Source organism: Pseudomonas sp. GL_103 (assembly GCF_057835175.1).
The window spans coordinates 652,714-668,351 of record NZ_CM174420.1; the positions used below are offsets into that span (position 1 = coordinate 652,714).

The 15,638-nt window shown below is 60.6% G+C and carries 13 protein-coding genes; 1 reads left to right on the plus strand and 12 read right to left on the minus strand.

Translation table 11 applies throughout. The annotated features are described in order from the left end of the window. Window positions 1-5: 5 nt before the first annotated feature. On the plus strand, window positions 6-656 hold the full coding sequence (locus AC3IP0_RS02925) for a hypothetical protein (protein ID WP_489327776.1): 651 nt from the start codon (window positions 6-8) through the stop codon (window positions 654-656). Window positions 657-740: 84 nt separating this feature from the next. On the opposite strand, the gene AC3IP0_RS02930 is transcribed toward AC3IP0_RS02925, so the two are convergent. The 12 genes from AC3IP0_RS02930 to AC3IP0_RS02985 form a co-directional block, all read right to left on the minus strand. Then, a complete protein-coding gene (locus AC3IP0_RS02930; RefSeq protein WP_008053960.1) occupies window positions 741-1,337 on the minus strand; it encodes a MarC family protein in 597 nt (198 codons plus the stop codon). A gap of 65 nt (window positions 1,338-1,402) precedes the next feature. Continuing rightward, window positions 1,403-4,180: a hybrid sensor histidine kinase/response regulator gene (locus AC3IP0_RS02935; RefSeq protein ID WP_489326624.1), complete on the minus strand. Its 2,778-nt coding sequence runs from the start codon at window positions 4,178-4,180 to the stop codon at window positions 1,403-1,405. Window positions 4,181-4,280: 100 nt separating this feature from the next. Further along, window positions 4,281-5,576 (minus strand): phosphoribosylamine--glycine ligase, encoded by a 1,296-nt coding sequence (purD, locus tag AC3IP0_RS02940; protein WP_489318188.1) that lies wholly within the window; start codon window positions 5,574-5,576, stop codon window positions 4,281-4,283. 189 nt (window positions 5,577-5,765) lie between these two features. Further along, window positions 5,766-7,373, minus strand: coding sequence for a bifunctional phosphoribosylaminoimidazolecarboxamide formyltransferase/IMP cyclohydrolase (purH, locus tag AC3IP0_RS02945; RefSeq protein WP_489318189.1), 1,608 nt, complete (start codon window positions 7,371-7,373; stop codon window positions 5,766-5,768). A gap of 82 nt (window positions 7,374-7,455) precedes the next feature. Continuing rightward, window positions 7,456-7,776: a DNA-binding transcriptional regulator Fis gene (gene fis / locus AC3IP0_RS02950; RefSeq protein WP_015093301.1), complete on the minus strand. Its 321-nt coding sequence runs from the start codon at window positions 7,774-7,776 to the stop codon at window positions 7,456-7,458. Continuing rightward, a complete protein-coding gene (gene dusB, locus AC3IP0_RS02955; protein WP_489318190.1) occupies window positions 7,773-8,783 on the minus strand; it encodes a tRNA dihydrouridine synthase DusB in 1,011 nt (336 codons plus the stop codon). The genes fis and dusB overlap by 4 nt, the downstream gene beginning before the upstream one ends. Before the next feature lie 184 nt (window positions 8,784-8,967). Then, window positions 8,968-10,221, minus strand: coding sequence for a DUF3426 domain-containing protein (locus tag AC3IP0_RS02960; protein ID WP_489318191.1), 1,254 nt, complete (start codon window positions 10,219-10,221; stop codon window positions 8,968-8,970). Between the two features lie 30 nt (window positions 10,222-10,251). Continuing rightward, the gene (prmA, locus tag AC3IP0_RS02965) at window positions 10,252-11,130 is read right to left on the minus strand and encodes a 50S ribosomal protein L11 methyltransferase (RefSeq protein ID WP_489326626.1); all 879 of its coding nucleotides are present in this window, start codon (window positions 11,128-11,130) and stop codon (window positions 10,252-10,254) included. A gap of 230 nt (window positions 11,131-11,360) precedes the next feature. Continuing rightward, window positions 11,361-12,719: an acetyl-CoA carboxylase biotin carboxylase subunit gene (gene accC / locus AC3IP0_RS02970; RefSeq protein WP_489318193.1), complete on the minus strand. Its 1,359-nt coding sequence runs from the start codon at window positions 12,717-12,719 to the stop codon at window positions 11,361-11,363. 17 nt (window positions 12,720-12,736) lie between these two features. Then, window positions 12,737-13,192 carry an acetyl-CoA carboxylase biotin carboxyl carrier protein gene (gene accB, locus AC3IP0_RS02975; protein ID WP_489318194.1) on the minus strand — a complete coding sequence of 152 codons (456 nt, stop codon included), beginning with the start codon at window positions 13,190-13,192 and terminating at the stop codon, window positions 12,737-12,739. Between the two features lie 48 nt (window positions 13,193-13,240). Continuing rightward, entirely contained in the window at window positions 13,241-13,693 is a 453-nt protein-coding gene (gene aroQ, locus AC3IP0_RS02980) for a type II 3-dehydroquinate dehydratase (RefSeq protein ID WP_489318195.1), read from the minus strand. 132 nt (window positions 13,694-13,825) lie between these two features. Further along, window positions 13,826-15,571, minus strand: a complete 1,746-nt coding sequence (locus AC3IP0_RS02985) for a protein-disulfide reductase DsbD (protein ID WP_489318196.1) — start codon at window positions 15,569-15,571, stop codon at window positions 13,826-13,828. Window positions 15,572-15,638: the final 67 nt, after the last annotated feature.

Below are 15,638 nucleotides of genomic sequence, written 5' to 3' on the forward strand. Positions count from 1 at the left end.
TGAATATGCCTGCGTCTGTTAATGCTGTTGTAGTGGGCGGTTGCTTGTTGTCTTTTGCGCAAAGTGTGAACTCGCAAGATCAGCAGGATATTCAGGACTGTCTGTTGTACGCGGAGTTGGCGGCCAATGAAAAATACCCGGGGCAGGTGTCGAGGAAGGTCTGGTTCGATTACTTTCAAGGGCGATTGCTCAAGGCGGGATACACACTCAAGACCATCGTTCCGGCGGAGCCGATCCGGGTCAAGAGTGTCCATCAGTTGCTCGGTGCCAGCTACAGCGTGATGGGCAGCGTGGGCGTGGAGCGCTTGGGCCAGCTCTTCAATAACACCTATAAAGCGTTGCGGCTGGATGAGTTTGCCTGGGAGTTCTTTCGCAGCAATGTTGCCAAAGGCGGCTCGGGTATCCTCAAGTGCGCGCCTTGCGAGCGACTCGCCTCGGGTGAAGTGATCGTCTGCCTGCTTGGCTTGCGCTACAGCGCGACCGTGATTGAAAGTGACTTTTTCCTGTGGAGCGAGTTCGATCGAGAGCTAGCGATCATTCCCGATGGCGGGGTGTTCGTGTTCGACCGACGGGCGTTTGAAAACTACCGTAAACGGGTCCATGAGAAAATCGAAGCTTATTCGAACAAGGTGTTCGTGCGTAAACTCCAGTCCTGATTGAAAGGCTTTGCCCGCAGTAAACGACAAGGCCCTGTGATTGATGCACAGGGCCTTGTTTTCGGGTTTGCACAAGCCATCGCTTCAGGGTACCAGGTAGCCCTTGACCCCGGTGAAGATGATCTGAGCCGCCAGTGCGCACACGAACAACCCCATCAATCGGCTGACGATCTGTAGCCCCTGGTCGCCGAGAATGCGCTCGATACGACCGGACAAAAACAGCACCACGCCCACGGTAAAACTGGCCAGGGCAATGCTGACAATGGCCGTGAGCTTGTCGTCCCAGTGCGGTTGGCTCACGCCCATCACCAGCAAGGCGCCGATGGTGCCGGGGCCGACTGTCAGCGGGATGGTCAGCGGAACGATGGTGACATCCTGCTGCACGTTGTCGGTCTGTACCGCCGATTTACCTTGCGCCATGCCCAGCGCCGAGATGAACAGCACGCTGCCGGCACCGATACGAAAGGCGTCCACGGTAATGCCGAACACACTGAAAATCACTCGGCCGAACAAGTAAAGCAGGACGCTGGAGACCAGGGTGGCGACCGCTACTTTCCAGGCCAGCCGACGCTGTTCCTTGCGCGAATAACCACGGGTCAGGCTGATGAAGCAGGACAACACGAAGAATGGGCTGTAGAGCACCAGCATCTTCAGATAAACGCTGAACAACACATGGAGCATGGTGCCGGGCTCACTGGCGAGGGAAGTCGAGAGGGAGTCTATCAGGGGTTGCGAAGTCTGTCGGCTCAGGAGGTTTGGGTTGTGGTGCGATTCTGCTGGTCACGCTGGGCGACCCAGTGCTCGATCAGTTCGCGCAACTGCGACAGTTCCACCGGCTTGGCCATGTGTCCGTCCATGCCGGCCTGGCGCGCACGCTCTTTGTGTTCGGCAAGGATATGGGCGGTCAACGCCACCACAGGGGTGCGAACCCGCTGGTTGCCGACTTCCCAGGCGCGCAATTGCTGGGTGGCCGAGAAGCCGTCGAGGATCGGCATTTCGCAGTCCATCAGCACCAGGTCGTAACGCTGGGCTTTCATCGCCTGCAGGGCTTCTTCGCCGTTGCAGGCGGTATCCGGTTGCAGGTTGAGCTTGCTCAACATGCCGCGGATTACCTTGGTCGAGATGCTGTTGTCTTCAGCCACCAGAATGCGGAAGTCGCAGGGGACCTTGACCGGCAGCGCCGGGCCGCTCGGCACGGGCTGGGTCGCGACGAGTCCTTTGTTGCGCTGGGTCAGTTCGTCGGCCAGGGTGGTCTTGAGGGTGTAGCCGGCCACCGGTTTGGCGAGGATGCGCTTGATCCCGGAGTTGCGCGCGATGATCTTGCTCGGCGCATTGCTGATGCCGGTGAGCATGATCAGCAGGATGTCATGGTTCAGGCTCGGGTCTTCCTTGATCTTGGCCGCCAGTTGCATGCCGGTCATGCCGGGCATGTTCTGGTCCAGCAGGACCACATCGAAGTAATCGCGCAAATGAGCCTTGGTCCGCAGCAGGGCCAGCGCCTCCTTGCCGGAAGATGCGGCGCTGACGTTCAGGCCCCAGGCGCTGCATTGCTGCACCAGTACCTTGCGACAGGTGTCATTGTCGTCCACCACCAATACCCGCGCACCTTGCAGCGGGCCGTCGAGGTCGGAGGTCGGGTGTTCGAGGCGATCCGGGTCCAGCGGCAGGGTCAGCCACAGGGTGCTGCCCTGGTTGTTGCCGCTCTTGATCCCGAATTCCCCCTGCATCAAGCGGATCAGCTGGCGCGCAATCACCAGCCCCAGGTTGCCGCCCAGCTGGGTGGCCGAAAGAAAATGCCGGCTGTGCAGTTCGGCGTGCATCAGGGCGTCGCGTTCTTCGGCGTCCATTGGCTCGCCGCTGTCCTGCACGGCGATACGCAGGCGTGGTTTGGTGTTGCGCTCGTCAAGCGCCACGACGATCAGGATTTCGCCTTCATCGGTTTTTTTCAGGGCGTTTTCAAGCAGGCTCAACAGCGTCTGGCGCAAGCGTGTCGGGTCACCGCTGATCACCCGCGGCACTTGCGGCTGGATGAAACTGATCAACTCGACGTTTTGCTGCTCGGCCTTGGCGCGGAAGATGCTCAGGCAGTCTTCGATCAGCGCGTTGAGGTCGAACTGCACATCGTCCAGCTCGATCTGTCCGGACTCGAGTTTGGAAATGTCGAGAATTTCGTTGATCAGTGTCAGCAGCTCGTTGCCGGCGCTGTGGATCGTCTGCACATAGTCGCGTTGCTTGACCGAAAGCGGTGTGCCCAGCAGCAGCTCGGTCATGCCGAGGACGCCGTTCATCGGGGTGCGGATCTCATGGCTGATCTTCGCCAGAAACTCGGCCTTGGCGTTGATCTCGGCGTTGCTGGCTGCCAGGTCACGGCTGATGCTGAAGCGGTCTTCGGTGATGCGGCGCTGGCGCTCGCTCAGTGCAATGCTCATCAACAGGCCGCTGATGCAGATGAACACCAGCAAGGTGGTGATCAAACCATGGGGTTCGATCAGGGTCAGCCCCAACAGCGCGGGCAGGATGACCAGTGTCCCGAGGTTGAACACCACCATGGCCGCCACGAAGAGGCGAGCCGGGCGATAACCTTTTTGCCAGTGATAGGCGCTGATGAACAGCATGGTCAGGCCAGCCAGGGCGACCATGCCGTAGGTAATGAAGTTCAGCGGCAAGGTATTGACGAACAGCAGCATCAGGCCGCACGCGGTGATGAGCAGGACCTCGCCAAGCAGCAACCGGTTCAGCGGATGCGGCCCGAGCGGGGCGAAGAAGCGATAGGCAAGCATCAGGCCGCAGGGCGCAGTCATTATCAATGCCAGGTAAGCCCCTGGCGTTTGCAGTGCATGCCAGTCCGGCAGCCAAGGGCCGGCGAGGTTCAGCAACAACAGCAGGCTGAGCATCAACAACCCTTCGCACGTTGCCAACCAGAGGGCGCTGCGCGAGCGGGTGTAGGCGTAGCGGATAAGGTTGTGCAGGATCAGCATGGCGATGCAACCGAACAGCAGGCCATAGATCAGCGTCTGGTTCTGGTTGGCGGCCGAGATGACTGCCGATTGCAAGGTGATATAGGGCCGTAACTGGTGGTCGGAGGCCAGTCGCAGGTATACGTCGAGGGGGTTGTCGCTTTGCGGCAGGGCCAGCATGAAGTCGCTGCTGGGCAATGGTCGCTCGGATTGGGGACGTTCGTTGCCCGTGCTGGATTGATCGATCAGCTTGTCGCCGTCCAGTACGTACATGTTGAACTGGCGCAGGTCAGGCGCGAACACGCGCAGCAACTGTTCGTGTTTGCCCGGTGCAAGCCTGAATCGCAACCATAACGCGCCATCGGGTTCGGCTGCGGTAATGCGGTCGAGTTCGATGGGGCTGAATTGATTGGTGTAACGTGCGGAACGGATGTCGCTCAGTTGCAGGTCGCCCTGTTCGTCGAGCAATACCGCCCAGCCACTGCCTTGCGTGGCCTGGGCCGGTAGCATGCAGAGCAAGGTCAGCAAAGTGACGGTCAAGCTTATGGCAATCCTGAGCCAGCGCACGGCGAAATCCCTTCGTTAGGTTGATGCCAGAATATAACGATGCGCGGCGCCGGAACAGCCAGGCAATAAACCGTGTTCATTGCCTGGCGCGGTGTTTACCTTATTCCTGATTTTCGCCACGCTCGCGGGCAATGGCGCGGTAGCCAATGTCCTTGCGATAGAAACAGCCTTCCCAGTCAATCGATGCCGCCAGCTTGTAGGCCTGCTGCTGCGCAGCATCAACGCTGGCGCCCATGGCCGTGGCGCAAAGCACCCGACCACCGGCCGTTACGACTTGACCATCCTTGAGCGCAGTACCGGCGTGGAAGACTTTGCCTTCCAGTGCAGCCGCTGCATCCAGGCCATTGATGGCCACGCCTTTGGCGTAGTCACCAGGATAGCCGCCAGCGGCCAGGACGATGCCGACGCTCGGGCGTGGATCCCATTGTGCTTCTACCTTGTCCAGCGCCTGGGCCAGGGCGGCCTCGACCAGCAGCACCAGGCTCGACTGCAGGCGCAGCATCACCGGTTGGGTCTCAGGGTCGCCGAAGCGGCAGTTGAATTCGATGACTTTTGGGTTACCAGCCTTGTCGATCATCAGACCGGCGTACAGGAAACCAGTGTAGACGTTGCCTTCCTCGGCCATGCCGCGCACGGTCGGCCAGATCACCAGGTCCATGACACGCTTGTGCACTTCGGCGGTGACCACTGGCGCCGGGGAGTAAGCACCCATGCCACCGGTGTTTGGCCCGGTGTCGCCGTCGCCGACGCGTTTGTGGTCCTGGCTGGTGGCCATCGGCAGCACGTTCTTGCCGTCGACCATGACGATGAAACTGGCTTCTTCGCCGTCCAGGAACTCTTCGATGACCACGCGCGAACCCGCATCGCCAAAGGCATTGCCCGCCAGCATGTCGCGCACGGCGTCTTCGGCTTCGGTCAGGGTCATGGCGACGATCACGCCTTTACCGGCGGCCAGGCCATCGGCCTTGATCACGATCGGAGCGCCTTTTTCACGCAGGTAAGCCAGGGCCGGCTCGATCTCGGTGAAGTTCTGGTAGTCGGCAGTCGGGATCTTGTGGCGCGCCAGGAAGTCCTTGGTGAAGGCTTTCGAACCTTCCAGCTGCGCAGCGCCAGCGGTCGGACCGAAGCAATCCAGGCCACGGCTGCGGAACAGATCCACAACACCGGCAACCAGCGGCACTTCAGGGCCAACGATGGTCAGGGAAACGTTTTTCTCGGCAAAGTCTGCCAGTTGCTCAAGCGCCAGTACGTCGATGGCGACGTTCTCGCACTTGGCTTCGATGGCCGTACCGGCGTTGCCCGGAGCCACGAACACCTTCTGCACACGCGGATCCTGAGCCACTTTCCAGGCCAGTGCGTGTTCACGGCCACCGCTGCCAATGATCAAAACATTCATTTCAAAAACCTCGGATGACGCTAATTCTGTTTTAGAACCTAAAGCGCTTCACGCTGTAGGAGGTTGCAATGAAGCCGGTAGATGCAAGGCGGAGTCGGCCTCGATGAGCGGAGTTGCCTTTTGGCAATGAGCATCATCGAGGTCGGCTCCAACGCAGCAGATGCCGGCTTCAGTGCGACCGTTGCCGTATTAGTGACGGAAGTGGCGCATGCCGGTGAATACCATCGCGATGCCGGCTTCGTCGGCAGCAGCAATCACTTCGTTGTCACGCATCGAGCCGCCTGGCTGGATCACCGCAGTGATACCGGCCTTGGCCGCGTTGTCGATGCCGTCGCGGAACGGGAAGAACGCGTCGGATGCCATGACCGCCCCCTGAACCTGCAAACCGGCATGTTCTGCCTTGATTGCAGCGATACGCGCGGAGTTCACGCGGCTCATCTGGCCGGCGCCGACACCGATGGTCTGACGGTTCTTGGCGTAGACGATGGCGTTGGACTTGACGTACTTGGCGACTTTCCAGGCGAAGATCAGGTCGTGGATTTCCTGCTCGCTCGGTGCGCGCTTGGTCACCACTTTCAGGTCGTCGGCGCCGATCATGCCGATGTCGCGGCTCTGTACCAGCAGGCCACCGTTGACGCGCTTGTAGTCCCAGGCCGCCGCGCGGTCAGCCGACCATTCGCCGCAGGCCAGCAGGCGTACGTTGGCTTTTGCAGCCACAATGGCGCGGGCTTCTTCGCTGACGGACGGGGCAATGATCACTTCGACGAACTGACGCTCGACGATAGCTTTTGCAGTTTCAGCATCCAGCTCGCGGTTGAACGCGATGATGCCGCCGAACGCCGATTCGGTGTCGGTGGCGTAGGCCAGGTCGTAGGCCTTGCGGATGCCGCCTTCGGCATCAGGGCTGACAGCCACGCCGCACGGGTTGGCGTGCTTGACGATCACGCAAGCCGGCTTGACGAAGCTCTTCACGCATTCCAGCGCAGCGTCGGTGTCGGCCACGTTGTTGTACGACAGTTCCTTGCCTTGCAGTTGGGTCGCGGTGGCGATGCCGACTTCGGCAGGCTTGGCTTCAACATAGAACGCCGCGCTCTGGTGCGGGTTCTCGCCGTAGCGCATTTCCTGGGCCTTGATGAACTGGCTGTTGAAGGTGCGCGGGAACTCGCTACGACCTTCGGTGCTCAGGGTTTCTGCCGCCTGGTTCACGGTGCCCATGTAGTTGGCGATCATGCCGTCGTAGGCGGCGGTGTGCTCGAAGGCCTTGAGCATCAGGTCGAAACGCTGGGCGTAGGTCAGGCCACCGGCCTTGAGGTTTTCCAGGACGCTGGCGTAATCGCTGGCGTTCACCACGATCGCTACGTCTTTATGGTTTTTCGCTGCCGAACGAACCATGGTCGGGCCGCCGATGTCGATGTTCTCGATGGCGGTCGGCAGGTCGCAGCCTGGCTTGTTGATGGTGGCTTCGAACGGGTACAGGTTGACCGCTACCAGGTCGATCGGCTTGATGCCGTGCTCGTTCATGATGGCGTCGTCGATACCGCGACGACCGAGGATCCCGCCGTGGATTTTCGGGTGCAGGGTCTTCACCCGGCCGTCCATCATTTCGGCAAAACCTGTGTAGTCCGCGACTTCCACTGCGGCAACGCCGTTGTCCTGCAGCAGCTTGAACGTCCCGCCGGTGGAGAGGATCTCGACGCCCAGGGCTTCAAGCTCCTTGGCGAATTCGAGGATCCCGGTCTTGTCGGAAACGCTGATCAAGGCGCGGCGGATCGGCAGGCGGGTAGTCTGGTCGGTCATCTCAATTTCCATCAAAAGCAAAGGAAGTCAGCAAAAAAGGCGACCGGTTTTACGCGGGCGCCTTTCTGGTTTGATTGAATGCTTACAACAAATCGTACTGCTTGAGTTTCTTGCGCAGCGTGCCCCGGTTCAGCCCGAGCATCTCGCTGGCCTTGGTCTGGTTGCCCTTGACGTAGTTCATCACGCACTCGAGCAGGGGAGCCTCGACTTCGGAGAGCACCAGGTTGTACACATCCGTGACGGCAGCGCCCTCAAGGTGGGCGAAATAATTGTGCAGCGCCTTCTCGACACTCCCGCGAAGGGTCTGGCCTTCTTCGCTTGGCGTATTGAGGTGCTGTTTCAAATTCACGTTGTCGCTCACGGGTGTTGTTCCACTCACTAAAGTCTCGGTCATCATCGTCATGCGGCCACCCACTCTCCGTCCCCTGTCAGGCTTTTGTAACGTTCGGCGAAAAACGCCTGAACGTTGGCGCATTGTGTATCCGTACCATCCAAACGATTGAAGTGGGCGCGAAACTCCCTGGCGCCCGGCAGGGTTGCGAGATACCAGCCCACATGCTTTCGAGCAATGCGCACACCCATGACATCACCATAGAAGGCGTGCAGGGCAGCCAGATGCTCTAGCAGAATGCGTTCCACCTCGATCAATTCGAGCGCCGGGAGTTTCTCGCCGGTACGCAGGAAATGGTCGATCTCGCGAAAAATCCATGGCCGCCCCTGGGCAGCCCGGCCTATCAACAGGCCATCGGCACCGGTCGCGTCGAGCACGTACCGGGCTTTTTCCGGCGAATCGATATCGCCATTGGCGAAGACCGGAATCGACACCGCCTGCTTGATCGCGGCAATGGTGTCGTACTCGGCTTCACCGGTGTACAGGTCGGCACGGGTGCGGCCATGCACCGCCAACGCCGTAATGCCTGCCTGTTCGGCGATCTTCGCCACCGTCAGGCCGTTCTTGTTGTCCCGGTCCCAACCGGTCCGGATCTTCAGGGTAACCGGCACATCGACCGCAGCCACGACGGCCTGCAGGATCTCGGTTACCAGGGGTTCATCCTTCAACAGTGCGGAACCGGCGGCCTTGTTGCAGACTTTTTTTGCCGGACAGCCCATGTTGATATCAATAATCTGCGCGCCCATTTCAACATTGGCACGGGCGGCGTCCGCCAGCATCTGCGCGTCCCCACCGGCGATCTGTACCGAGCGTGGCTCGGGATCACCTTCGTGGATCATGCGCATGCGCGATTTGCGGGTGTTCCACAAACTCATGTCGCTGGTGACCATTTCCGAGACGACCAGTCCCGCGCCCAGGCGCTTGCACAGCTGACGAAAGGGCTGGTCGGTGACTCCCGCCATGGGGGCGAGAATCAAGCTGTTATGTAATGTGTATGGGCCGATGCGTACCGCCGACATAGGACTTCCCTGTTGTGGGGCCGGATCATGAGAGTTCGAAAAAGGGTTGGCATGATACCCGCTCTCGATGACTGGATAAAGGCTGAATTGAACAAATTCTGAACAGTTATTCTGTTATTACCCGTGGTTTGGTTTGCCTGGGGGAGTCAGAAAGCTGACATTAATCCGGGAGCAATGAAGCGTTTCACTCCGGAGAGTGAAAGCTCAGACTGTAGTTCACGGCCTTGGTACCTGGGTCGAGAATATCCAGTGCGATGTGGATCGGCGTTTGCGGAGGCATCTCCGCCATGCCTTCGAGATCGCCATTGAGGTACTCGCCAGGCTTGAAGCGGCGACTGGCGATCAGATGGCCATTGAGGTCGGCGAAGCGCAGTTCCAGCAGCGGGAAGGGCTGGGAGAAGGGTGCGCGGTTATAGATGATCGCATCGACCACCAGGGCGCCATTGAACTCGGGATGGCTGCGCACCACCAGGTTGCTGCTCTTGATTTTCGCGATGTCGACTTTGGAGGGCACGGTGCAGCCGATTTGCGGGCACAGTTGCTGGAACCACGGGCGATATTGATCCTGTCGCGCCAGTTCGTCGAAATGGTAGGCGATGTACTGGCCGGCGAGGGCGCCAGCGGCAATCAGCACCAGCAGCAACCAGAACAGCCGTCGGCCCCAGGGCGAGCGGCGTTTTTGCCAGTCCAGTTGCAGCGGGTCGTCGGTCAGGTCTTGCAGCGCTTCGGCGCGCACGCCAGGTTCGCTACGTTCGCGTCGCTTGCGCAGCGGTTCGATCGAGGGCAGGTTGTCGTCGATTTCGCTCTCGTCGGCGGCCGACAGGCGTTCGTGGTTCAGCGGCGCATCGAGGGGGTCGTGCAGTCGCAAATGGGGTGGCTGCTGTTCGTCGTCGAGATCAACCGGCTCCAGGGACAGCGAAGGTTCGGTGCGCGAGGCTTTGCCCGGTTCGACCGTCGGCTCTGGCGTTTCAAGGCTGTCGAGCGGTTCGTCGAGTTGCGCACGATCGACCGCCGACTCGCTGAACAGGCTGTCGGACCACGGCTCCTGGTCATCCTGCTCGTTGCTGTCGCGACGGGCACTCAGGGAGTCGTCGCGATGGCGGCCGAGTTCGGTGGTCGGCTGGATTTCCCGCTGTTCGAGGCGAGCGAGCTCTTCGTCGAGGTCGAGACTGTCCAGGTCCAGTTCGGTCGCGCTCCATTGCTTTTGGCTGATGGCGCGCGGTGGCGATGGCTCAAGGGGCTCCTCAGGCTGCACAGGCGGGGGCGGCGTCGCGACCGGTGCTTCCTTGCCGGCCTGCTCAAGCAACTGCCTGGCGGCATTGAACACCTGCAGGCAGGAGCCGCAACGAACCACTCCGCGAGCCACGCTCAACTGGGCATGGCTCACGCGGAAGCTGGTTTGGCAATGCGGGCACTGGGTGACGAAGCTGTCGGTCATGCGGCGATCCGGATTATGCAGACGCTCATTCTAGCGCCGACGGCCAGTGATGCGCACCCAGCCATCGCGATTGGCGATCGGATCCAGATCGAAGTCCTTGGCGTAGGCGGCAGCGACTTCTTCGCCCTGTTCGGCGAGGATGCCCGACAGCGCCAGGCGACCGCCCGACTTGACCAGGCCCGACAGCTGCGGCGCCAGGGAAACCAGCGGGCCGGCGAGAATGTTGGCCACCAGTACGTCGGCCTGCACCTGCGGCAGGTCTTGCGGCAGGTACAGCGGGAACAGGTGTTCGGCGATGTTGTTGCGCCCGGCGTTGTCGCGGGAGGCTTCCAGCGCCTGCACGTCGATATCGGTACCGACGGCTTCCTTGGCGCCCAGCAACAGTGCGGCAATTGCCAGAATCCCCGAGCCACAGCCGAAGTCCAGCACGTTGCAGTCTTTCAGGTCCTGACCGTCGAGCCATTCCAGGCACAGTGCGGTGGTCGGGTGGGTACCGGTGCCGAATGCCAGGCCCGGGTCCAGCAACAGATTGACTGCATCCGGTTCCGGTGCGGCGTGCCAGCTCGGCACGATCCACAGGCGCTGGCCGAATTGCATTGGCTGGAAACCATCCATCCAGCTGCGTTCCCAGTCCTGGTCTTCGATCACTTCGCTGTGGTGCTCGGGCAGCGGGCTGCCGGTCAACAGCTCCAGATGGGCCAATACCGGGCCTGGCTCGGTGCCACCTTCGAACAGGGCCAACAGGTGCGTGTGCGACCACAGCGGCGTGGTGTTGAGTTCCGGCTCGAAGATCGGCTGATCTTCGGCGTCCATGAAAGTCACCGACACGGCACCCACTTCAAGGAACGCGTCTTCATAGGTTTCGGCTTGTTCTGGGCTGATGGCGAGACGTACTTGCAGCCAAGGCATGGCGGGCACCTTTGAAAAATATTGATTGCAGCCTAGCGGGCTGCGAGAAGCGCGCAAGTTTACGCGAGCGCGGGGCAGAAGACGACTATAGGGGTGAAGCAAAAAGATCGCAGCCTGCGGCAGCTCCTACAGGGGAACGCATTCCAAATGTAGGAGCTGCCGAAGGCTGCGATCTTTTGATCTTAAACAACAAAGCCGCCCGAAGGCGGCTTTGTCGATGGGGTCGAAGCTTAGTGCTTCTCGCCAGCCAGCTTGTGCTCGAGGTAGTGAATGTTCACGCCCCCTTTGCAGAAGCCTTCATCGCGGGTCAGGTCGCGGTGCAGCGGGATGTTGGTCTTGATCCCGTCGACCACGATTTCGTCCAGCGCATTGCGCATGCGCGCCATGGCTTCGTCACGGGTTGCCCCGTAAGTGATCAGCTTGCCGATCAACGAATCGTAGTTCGGCGGAACCGCATAACCACTGTACAGGTGCGAGTCGACGCGAACGCCGTTGCCGCCTGGAGCGTGGAAATGCTTGACCGTGCCCGGGCTCGGCATGAAGGTTTTCGGGTCTTCGGCGTTGATCCGGCATTCCAGCGCGTGACCGCGGATGACTACGTCATCCTGGGTGAACGACAGCTTGTTGCCGGCGGCGATGCTGAGCATCTCCTTGACGATGTCGATGCCGGTGACCATTTCCGATACAGGGTGTTCTACCTGGACACGAGTGTTCATCTCGATGAAGTAGAAACGGCCGTTCTCGTACAGGAACTCGAAAGTGCCGGCGCCACGGTAGCCGATGTCGATGCAAGCCTTGACGCAGCGTGCGAGTACTTCCTCACGTGCGTTCTCGTCGATGCCCGGTGCCGGCGCTTCTTCGAGAACCTTCTGGTGACGGCGTTGCAGCGAGCAGTCGCGGTCGCCCAGATGGATGGCGTGGCCCTGGCCGTCGGAAAGGACCTGGACTTCCACGTGACGTGGGTTGGTCAGGAATTTTTCCAGATAGACCATCGGGTTGCCGAACGCAGCCCCCGCTTCGGTACGGGTCAGTTTCGCGAAGGAGATCAGGTCTTCTTCTTTATGCACAACGCGCATGCCGCGACCACCGCCGCCGCCAGCGGCCTTGATGATCACCGGATAACCGACTTCGCGACCAATGCGCAGAGCGGTTTCTTCGTCTTCCGGCAGCGGGCCGTCAGAGCCCGGAACAGTCGGTACGCCGGCGGCGATCATGGCGTGCTTGGCCGATACCTTGTCGCCCATCAGGCGAATGGTTTCGGCTTTCGGGCCAATGAACGCGAAGCCGGATTTCTCGACCTGTTCGGCGAAGTCGGCGTTTTCCGCAAGGAAACCGTAGCCCGGGTGAATGGCGGTGGCGCCAGTCACTTCGGCCGCGGCGATGATTGCCGGAATGTGCAGGTAGGAGTGGGCGGCCGATGCCGGACCGATGCAGACGGATTCGTCTGCCAGGCCCAGGTGCATCAGTTCCTTGTCAGCCTTGGAGTAAACGGCGACGGTCTTGATGCCCATCTCTTTGCAGGCGCGCAGGATCCGCAGGGCGATCTCACCGCGGTTGGCGATCAGAACTTTTTCCAACTTCGCAGTCATCAAAGGCTCTCCGCGGTTCAAACGATGGTGAACAGCGGTTGGTCGTACTCAACCGGCTGGCCGTCTTCGACGAGGATGGATTCGATCACACCGCTGGTTTCAGCTTCGATGTGGTTCATCATCTTCATGGCTTCAACGATGCACAGGGTGTCGCCTTTCTTCACGGTCTGGCCGACTTCCACGAAGGACGGCGAGGTTGGCGAAGACTTGCGATAGAAAGTACCGACCATCGGCGAGCGGGCAACGGTGCCGTTCAGTGCTGGAGCGGCGGCGGCAGCAGGTGCAGCCGGAGCGGCGGCAGCGACAGGCGCGGGGGCCGGAGCATGCATTGGAGCTGGCGCGTAGTACTGCTGAGCCGGGGTCTTGCTATGACGGCTGATGCGTACGGACTCTTCGCCTTCCTTGATCTCGAGCTCGTCGATGCCGGACTCTTCCAGCAATTCGATCAGTTTCTTAACTTTACGGATATCCATGAATCATCAACTCCCAAGGGTCGGTCAGGGGCGTTTAACGCTTGTTGTTCAAGCTGTTGCCTGTATTTGAAGCTGCTCTAGGGCGGCCTCCAGGGCCAGTCGATAACCGCTGGCGCCAAGGCCGCAGATCACTCCCACCGCTACGTCGGAGAAGTAAGAGTGATGGCGGAAAGGTTCGCGTTTGTGCACGTTAGACAAATGCACTTCGATGAATGGGATGCTCACCGCCAGCAGCGCGTCACGTAATGCGACACTTGTATGTGTAAAAGCTGCTGGGTTGATCAGAATGAAGTCCACGCCTTCGCTGCGGGCAGCGTGGATGCGGTCGATCAATTCGTACTCGGCGTTGCTTTGCAGGTGCAGCAAATGGTGACCGGCTTCGCGGGCACGGCGTTCCAGGTCCTGGTTGATCTGCGCCAGCGTCGTGGCGCCGTAGGTGCCCGGTTCACGAGTGCCGAGCAGGTTCAGGTTGGGTCCGTGCAGAACGAGTAACGTCGCCATCGGCGGTTCCTATGTTATCTGTGGGCAATTGTCAGAACCCGGCGACTATGCCGCAAAGCCTTTGTGACTGTCCAGTTCTCTGCAATAGCCAGCACGATGACCGATGTTTGCGCGAAATATATGACTGCTTGATTAAATTTGGTCATTCGCCCTGGTTACACGTTCGGCGAAGTCTTTGGCGTTGATCTCGCCGATCACCCGCACATCGGCGCGTTCGACACCGTCCTTGCCGAAAAACATCAGGGCCGGTGGACCGAACAACTGGTAGCGGTCGAGCAGGGCGCGTTGTTCGGCGTTGCTGGCGGTGATGTCGAAGCGGATCAGCCGGTAACCCTTGAGGCGTTCGATGACGACTGGGTCGTCCAGCACCTCATGCTCGATGACTTTGCAGCTGATGCACCAGTCGGCGTACCAGTCGAGCAGCAGCGGTGTGCCGGATGAGCGTGCATCGGCGAGTGCGCGGTCCAGATCGGCCGGCGTGCTGACGGTTTGCCAGGTGCTGGTGTTTTGCGCCGGGCCGCTGTTGGCAACGATACGGGGCTGTCCGATCGGGTTGAGCGGGTCGGTCTGGCCGCTGAAGGCGCCGTACCAGCACGCCAGTGCGTAAAACAGCAAGAACATGCCGAGCAATTGACCCAGGCGTTTGCGCGGTGGTTTATAGACGAACTCCAGCGCCCCCATGAACAAGCCGACACCGCCGGCCAGCAAACCGATGAGCAACAAGGTGACCTGACCCGGCAAGACGCGGCTGAGCAGGCCGATGGCCAACCCGAGCAACAACACACCAATTGCGTTTTTCACGTAGACCAGCCACGGACCGCTTTTCGGCAGCCAGGCTGCGCCACCGGTGGCTACCAGCAACAGCGGTGCGCCCATGCCGAGGCCGAGCATGAACAGTTTCAAGCCGCCGCCCAGTGCATCGCCACTGGCGCTGATGTACAGCAGCGCCCCGGCCAATGGTGCGGAAACGCAGGGTGAAACCAGCAAGCTGGAGACCACGCCCAACACCGCGGCACCCAACAATGACCCGCCTTTGGTGCGACCGGCGATGCGGTCCAGGCGACTGCTGATGGCGTGCGGCAACTTGAGCTCGAAGACGCCGAACATCGCCAAGGCAAACACGGCGAAAAACATCGCGAACGGCACCAGCACCCAGGCCGACTGCAGTCGCGCCTGTAGGTTGAGCTGGGCACCAAACAGGCCCATCAGGGCTCCGAGCAGGGCAAAGCAGGCAGCCATCGGCAGCACATAGGCCAGTGATAGATTGAAACCGCGCCAGCCACCGACCTGGCCCCGCAGCACCACGCCTGACAGGATCGGCAGCATAGGCAGCACACATGGCGTGAACGTCAGGCCCAGGCCCGCGAGGAAAAACAGCGCCAGTTCGCGCCAGCTCCATGGATAAACCGTCGCCGGAGCGCCGCTGCCGTCGATGCTCAGGCGCTCGGTTTCCGGCGGATAGCACAGGCCTTTGTCGGCGCATCCCTGATAGGTCACGGCCAGGGTGAAGGCGCGTTGGTCGTAGCGCGGCAACTCGACGTCGAGAATGCCGTGGTAGACCTCGACATTGCCGAAGTATTCATCGTGCTTTTTCTGACCGTCGGGCAGTTTCGCCGCGCCGAGGACGACATCGGCCGGATCGGCGCGAAATTGAAAGCGGTGACGGTAGAGGTAATAACCTTCGGTGGCGACGAAACGCAGCTTGATCGATTGCGGCGTGCTTTCTACGAGGCTCAGCTGGAAAGCTTCGCGCACCGGCAGGAAGTCGGCGCTGTTGTTGATCGAGCCCAGGCTTGAGCTGGGTCGGTTCTCCAGCAAGCCAGTGGCGCTGGCCGGCAGGGCGAACACTAAAAACAGCAGGCAAAGCAAACGGCGCATGACAATCTCGCGTATCGGAATTGGGGGGATGATAGCTGAGAGAGCATGACCACATCGAACTGCGTAG

Coding starts and splice junctions, on each gene's coding strand:
- fis (WP_015093301.1), bottom strand. CDS start 7,776: ATGACGATGATGACCGAGACTTTAGTGAGTGGAACAACACCCGTGAGC.
- AC3IP0_RS02930 (WP_008053960.1), bottom strand. CDS start 1,337: ATGCTCCATGTGTTGTTCAGCGTTTATCTGAAGATGCTGGTGCTCTAC.
- purD (WP_489318188.1), bottom strand. CDS start 5,576: ATGAATGTTTTGATCATTGGCAGCGGTGGCCGTGAACACGCACTGGCC.
- AC3IP0_RS02985 (WP_489318196.1), bottom strand. CDS start 15,571: ATGCGCCGTTTGCTTTGCCTGCTGTTTTTAGTGTTCGCCCTGCCGGCC.
- AC3IP0_RS02925 (WP_489327776.1), top strand. CDS start 6: ATGCCTGCGTCTGTTAATGCTGTTGTAGTGGGCGGTTGCTTGTTGTCT.
- aroQ (WP_489318195.1), bottom strand. CDS start 13,693: ATGGCGACGTTACTCGTTCTGCACGGACCCAACCTGAACCTGCTCGGC.
- dusB (WP_489318190.1), bottom strand. CDS start 8,783: ATGTCGGCGGTACGCATCGGCCCATACACATTACATAACAGCTTGATT.
- accB (WP_489318194.1), bottom strand. CDS start 13,192: ATGGATATCCGTAAAGTTAAGAAACTGATCGAATTGCTGGAAGAGTCC.
- accC (WP_489318193.1), bottom strand. CDS start 12,719: ATGACTGCGAAGTTGGAAAAAGTTCTGATCGCCAACCGCGGTGAGATC.
- purH (WP_489318189.1), bottom strand. CDS start 7,373: ATGACCGACCAGACTACCCGCCTGCCGATCCGCCGCGCCTTGATCAGC.
- AC3IP0_RS02960 (WP_489318191.1), bottom strand. CDS start 10,221: ATGACCGACAGCTTCGTCACCCAGTGCCCGCATTGCCAAACCAGCTTC.
- prmA (WP_489326626.1), bottom strand. CDS start 11,130: ATGCCTTGGCTGCAAGTACGTCTCGCCATCAGCCCAGAACAAGCCGAA.